Source organism: Limnofasciculus baicalensis BBK-W-15 (assembly GCF_024178385.1).
GTDB classification, from domain to species: Bacteria; Cyanobacteriota; Cyanobacteriia; order Cyanobacteriales; family Coleofasciculaceae; genus Limnofasciculus; species Limnofasciculus baicalensis.
Genome location: NZ_JAMZMM010000362.1, coordinates 1 through 6,175, shown reverse-complemented (window position 1 = coordinate 6,175; position 6,175 = coordinate 1). Strand labels below are relative to the sequence as shown.

Below are 6,175 nucleotides of genomic sequence, written 5' to 3'. Positions count from 1 at the left end.
CACCCCACACCCCACTCCCCAATAAGAATAGTTTCCTTTCTGCCGTTAAGAGGAATAAAATCAAAGAAAGCATTTTCGATCAATTGCCCAAAGCATTGCTCATACACGGTGTCTCTTGCTCTCTAGGTTTCAATATGCACATCTCTATCTTTTTGTCAATCATTAAATTTTACAATTATTTTACGGGTTGATCCCGTCAGATTGGCTAACTAGGAATAACCTAGAAAATAGCCCCCTCTCATCTGTCGCTGTAGGGAATTCAGCAAACCACACCAAAATGTCAACTAAATTCAAGAATCAAGGCTTCGATAGCAGGTTGCATTATGATCACCAATTCGTCTGAACAGTCACGCCATCCTGAAGCAAACAATACCGGATTACTGATTATTAAGGGGTTAAAAGAGAAATCTCAAAACTCCAAACGATTGCTAGTGGAGGTGTTGAAGTGGACGGGGGGACAACCCGTCCTCACTCAGCAGCTATGCAAACTGATAGTCGAAGCTGAGGATTCTCCACCTCTGGGAGCAGAAGCCAAATGGGTTGAACATTTAGTCCAATCCCGCTGGCTGGGAAATTGGGAAAATCAGCCGGAATTAGTCCATTTGCAGACAATCCGCGATCGCTTACTCAGGCAAAAACAGCGCAGTGTGAGGCTTTTGAAGCTGTATCGGCGCGTTTTGCAACAGGGTGAAGTTCTAGTCAATGAGAGTGCCGAACAAAGAGAATTGCGATTGCTAGGATTAGTCACGAAGCAGCAGGGTAAGTTAAAAATCCATAATCGGATTTACGAATCCATTTTTCACCTAGATTGGGTGGAAAGTGCTTTAAAAAGTCTCCAGTCTGAGATCGATCCTAGTGACTCGGAATTCCTGAAAACTCTATCTGACTTAGAACGAAAATTATTAGTTTCTCAAGTCGAAATATTATCTAAAGTAGATAGCGAAACTGAGGATCAAGGCTCGGCTCAAGCCCTCTATGAAGTGCTGCGAGATGTCACATCTAAAGTCGGAGAATTACTGGGTGCGGATCGCGCCACCACCTTTTTATTAAATGAGGAAAGGACAGAACTTTGGTCTCTGGTGGCGGAAAATGAAGAAGGTGAATTCCTAGATATTCAAGTACGAGTTGGGGAAGGGATTGCTGGTCAAGTTGCTCTCACTAAGAAAGTAATCCATATTGCGGATAATGTATATAACGATCCTCGTGCCACTCTAGTCAAGGAATTTGACAAGAAATATAATTACCGCACCGAAAATATATTAGCATTTCCCATATTGAATGAAAGCAAAGAAGTAATTGCTGTTATTCAATTGCTAAACAAGTTAGCACAAGCTCAAGACTTGGAGGGTGAACGTCAACCACCTAAGCACAAAGGCTTTACTTCATTAGATTTAGAAAGATTAGGCAAATGCGTAGTTCCCATCCGCCGGATTCTCGAAAGTTGCCAATCTTGTTATAAAGTAATGAAGAAGCTGCGAGCAACCGCAGCATTGGCTGAAGCCACCCGTTCGCTAGATCAGATTAATTTAGATACGAAAGCGATCTTGCATCGGGTGATGAATACCGCCAAGAAATTGATGAATGCGGATCGGAGTACCTTATGGTTAGTTGATAACGATCGAGGTGATTTGTGGACGGAACTTCCTGGCAAAGGAGAGGTACGCTGTGAGGTTGGGGTTGGCTTTGTGGGGCATGTGGCAGAATCTAGGGAACTGATGATTATTCCCTTCGATTTATACGAACATCCTAGTGCTGAAAATGCCAAAAAGACCGATGAACAAACCCGTTATCGGACTTGCAGTCTACTTTGTATGCCAGTAATAAGTCCGGATGGTGAATTACTTGGTGTTACTCAATTAATTAACAAGCGAAAACCAGGGGAACATCCCGAATATAACAAAGATGATTGGCCGATTGTTCCGGATTACTTCAAGGCGAGTTTTGATAAAAACGATCGCCAGTGTATGCAGGTTTTTAATGAACGGGTTGGCGTTATTCTCCAGTTTGTTAAAACTCATGAAACACTGAAGAAGCTGGCACAAATTGAGCCAAAAGAAGCAGTTTACAATACCCTAGCCATCCTTGGTAATTCCGTAGCCGATCATACTGATGAGGGACTTTATAATGCTCTCTATTATATGTTGAGCTTTATTCAGTCATCCGTTGGCAAGTTATTGAAAGCAGAGCGAACTACAATTTTCTTGATGGATGGTGAAGAAAGTGAATTTTGGTCAGTAGTTGTTGACGCGCCAGGAAGCGATGCTAAAGAGATTAGGATTTCGGCAACGATGGGGATTGCCAGTAAAATTGTCGAATCGCGATCGATTAAAGCCAGCAATAAACCAGGTAAGTTAAACGATGTTTTGATCCATATTGGCTCGGATACCACAAAGATTGATAGTCTACACAATCTATTACTATTTCCCATAGTAGATATCAAAGGGCATGTAGTCGCGATCATTCGAGCTTTCAATAAGCTACTATCCCCTCTCACTTCTGACGCTACCCTAGCAGAAAAAATTGACCGCAATGGCTTTACCCAAACCGATGCTGATAAATTGAGGGAACGGAATACCGGAATTTTGCCAATTCTCCAAGGTTGTCAAGCCTTCCATCGAGAAATTCGCACTATTCAAGAAAGACGACAAGCAATCGATCCTCTCTATAAGGCGATTAGTTTGGTTAGCCAAAATAGCGGTAATACCGAAGATATTATTCAGACGGTAATGCAGGCGGCAAAAGAACTGACTAATTCCGATCGTACTACCCTCTGGTTAATTGATTACAAGACTAATGAATTGTGGACGAAAATTCCCCAAGCTGATGGTACTTTGATTGAGACGCGAGTGCCAATGGGAGAAGGATTTGCAGGTAAAGTAGCTGAAACTGGCCATCCTGTGAATATTCCCTTTGACTTGTACAATCATCCCGACTCTCACATGGCTCGCAAAACTGACGAAAAAACCCATTATCGCACTTGCAGCTTACTCTGTATGCCTGTTTTGAGTTGTGATGGCGAGTTGTTGGCTGTTACTCAATTAGTCAACAAGCGTACATCTGGCAGTTTACTGGAATACGATCCCACAGATTGGCCAGAAGTTCCCGACTATTTCCAAGCCAGTTTTGATGAAAACGATCAAAAAGATATGGAGATATTTAATAACCAAGTTGGTGTTGTACTCCCAAATGTGATGGGATAGGGAGTGGGGAAGAGAGTTTTGAGTTTTGAGTTTTGAGTTTTGGAGAGCGTTGCGGGACGAAGTCCGTTTTAATTCAAAACTTAAAACTCAAAACTGAGAATTATTCCGGGGAATGGGAAGTGGGGAGTTTTTATTCCCACACCTCACCACCTTCTTTAATAAAAGTACTGTATTGGGTTTTAGGTTGGCGAACACCTAAAACCCCAATACCTCATTCATACATTTGTAGCATTTTTTCAAATCTGGATCATTTCTTAACAAAGCCAATTATTTAAACAGTTGAGCTAATTCTTCATTAGATGTACCTAGAATTCGTGCTAGACTATTCATCTCACTATCACTAAAGCCATCCCGAATCTCGGTCAACTCTTCAACTGATTTCCCCAGAATCCGTGATAAAGATTTTAATTGACTATCACCAACATCGTTACCATCGAAAATATCCTTAAGCTCTTGAGGACTCAACTTGTAAGAATAACAAAAACGGACAAATTCTCGATTACTAACATCAAGTTCCTGTTGTCGTTCACGGAGTAAAAAAGCGATCGCGCGAGTCCCATGTTCCGGACGTTTAGCACTCTCCATATAGTGTTTCATCCGTTTATTAAGCTGATTGACATTGCCACCCGATTGTTTGATCAAGTCCATACAAGCCATTTTGAAGGCTTTGTATACAGCTTCGTTCTCTTCGTGAAGTTTTTCGTATTCATTAAAAGTTTCAACTATTTTAGCAGCAAATTCTGGCGTGCAAAAGCCAACCTCCATATCTTCATAGGAAATTGAAATATAGGATCGATAGTGATTCAGTTGCAAACGCAGGGGTTGATTCGTTCGTCGCATACATCCAACGTTTTAGCAAAACGCTATGATAAGGAAGTTATTTGACCAATTGTGCCAAAATCTAGCTCCTTTGGATAGTCTTCTAGAATGCAAAAGTGAATATTATACCTTTTGGAGCCAAAAATCCAGATTTATCATCTTTAACGGTGGGTTGTTGACATAAAAACACGGAAGAGGCTAGAGGCTAGGGACTAGGGACTAGAGGTTAGTAAGCTAATCGTCAAGTTAAATATAGCGGTTTTTCACCCCATGAAGTATACCTTGGAAACCCGGTTTCGCCGAAGTTACCGGGTTTCTGGACTATCTCAAGGGCTGTATCTCTACACCATACACCGAACGATCGTCTGTCACTCATTTAATCTGTATACCTTCACACGCCACACCCCACACCCCTTTCAAAAATGTAAATATCCAATTTAGATAGACAGGAGCTTAGTTATGGGTGACAAACTTTTGCTAAGGTGGTGGTAAAATCCGGATAGGATATGGCAGCGGCTTCTGCACCGTGGATAGTGCTTGTACCACTAGCGTTAAGGGCGGCAACAGCAAGGCTCATGGCAATTCGGTGATCGGCATGACTTTCTACCTCACTCCCGGTTAAAGGAGTGCCACCTATAATTTCTAAACCATCCGGTAATTCAGTCGCCTTAGCCCCCATCCGGTTTAGTTGGGATGCCATCACCGCAATCCGATCGCTTTCTTTGACCCGCAATTCCGCTGCATCCCGAATTATAGTGGTTCCTTGGGCAAATACTGCGGCTACAGCTAATATGGGAATTTCATCAATTAACCGAGGAATCAAATCCCCAGCAATGGTACAACCTTTGAGTTGACTGTGGCGTACTCGTAAATCGGCTACAGGCTCCCCAGCTACCTCCCGCTCATTTTCTCTGACAATATCTGCCCCCATCATTTCTAAGGCTTCTAAAATACCTGTACGAGTGGGATTAACCCCGACATTCTCAATCAGCAATTGAGAATCGGGAACTATTGCTCCTGCGACTAACCAAAAGGCAGCGGAACTAATATCTCCTGGTACAATTACTGTTTGGCCAGATAATTGGGCAGGTCCGATGACTGTGGCGCTATTGGTTTCTGGATTAATTCGGATTTTTGCCCCAAAAGCTTTTAACATCCTTTCGCTATGATCGCGGGAAAGGGCAGGTTCCGTTACTGTGGTTTCTCCTTCCACCATTAAACCAGCTAAGAGGATACAGGATTTTACCTGAGCAGAGGCAATGGGAGAATGGTAATGAGTGGGTTTTAGTACAGAGCCTTGTACTGCCAGAGGCGCTAATGAGTTACCGTTTCTGCCCCAAATATGAGCGCCCATTTCTTGTAAGGGTTTGACGACGCGAGACATGGGGCGCGATCGCAATGAACTATCTCCGGTTACACTAAAAAAACGTCCCGGATGTGAAGCCAGCAATCCCAACATTAATCGCAGGGTAGTGCCAGAGTTACCTGCATTTAAAATATCATTAGGTTCTTGGAGATTTCCCAATCCTATCCCTTGAACAGTAACCAATTCCGTATTCAACGGCGAGATTTCCGCGCCCATCCCTTGGAAGCAACCAGCGGTACTTCGGGGATCTTCTCCCAGGAGCAATCCCTGGATTCTGGTTTCACCAGTTGCGATCGCACCCAACATTAAAGCGCGATGGGAAATAGATTTATCACCGGGAACGGTAATTGTGCCACTGAGAGATAATCCCGATGGGGGTGATTGGATAATTAAATCTTGATTAGTTTCCGTACTTTTGGTAGTAATAACTGCACTCACTGGCATGAGGATAGCTGAAGATGATGGAGGTGAACTCTGATTCTATCCCAAAAACCAACACCCCATCCGAAAAAACCGTTATAAATTCGTTGCCCAAGCCCCTTGACAATTGACACCTGTCAAGTTATTATTAGACAATGGGAATCCGTGCCCGCCTGGAAACTAAATTTTGAGCGCTAAAGTAATCTCACCTCTAATTATTCCAGACACCTAATATCTAACAACAATTATTTAGGTCTTCCCTCATATCCAGATTAACCTTTGCGAACCTTGGCGGCAACCTTAGCGTACCTTTGCGTTAAAAAAAATTATGCCAATGAATGGGGAATATTAGCAGCGGATGTATTTTTGG

General features: G+C 42.8%; 3 protein-coding genes. 1 reads left to right on the top strand and 2 read right to left on the bottom strand.

Going from position 1 to position 6,175, the window contains the following annotated elements:
• Positions 1 to 323 precede the first annotated feature (323 nt).
• Complete coding sequence (locus tag NJ959_RS24420) at positions 324 to 3,200, top strand: GAF domain-containing protein (RefSeq protein ID WP_254014352.1); 2,877 nt, start codon at positions 324 to 326, stop codon at positions 3,198 to 3,200.
• 267 nt (positions 3,201 to 3,467) lie between these two features.
• On the opposite strand, the gene NJ959_RS24415 is transcribed toward NJ959_RS24420, so the two are convergent.
• Together NJ959_RS24415 and aroA are read right to left on the bottom strand one after the other, a co-directional pair.
• A complete protein-coding gene (locus NJ959_RS24415; RefSeq protein WP_254014351.1) occupies positions 3,468 to 4,040 on the bottom strand; it encodes a hypothetical protein in 573 nt (190 codons plus the stop codon).
• A 436-nt stretch (positions 4,041 to 4,476) separates the two neighbouring features.
• Positions 4,477 to 5,829, bottom strand: coding sequence for a 3-phosphoshikimate 1-carboxyvinyltransferase (aroA, locus tag NJ959_RS24410; protein ID WP_254014350.1), 1,353 nt, complete (start codon positions 5,827 to 5,829; stop codon positions 4,477 to 4,479).
• Positions 5,830 to 6,175: the final 346 nt, after the last annotated feature.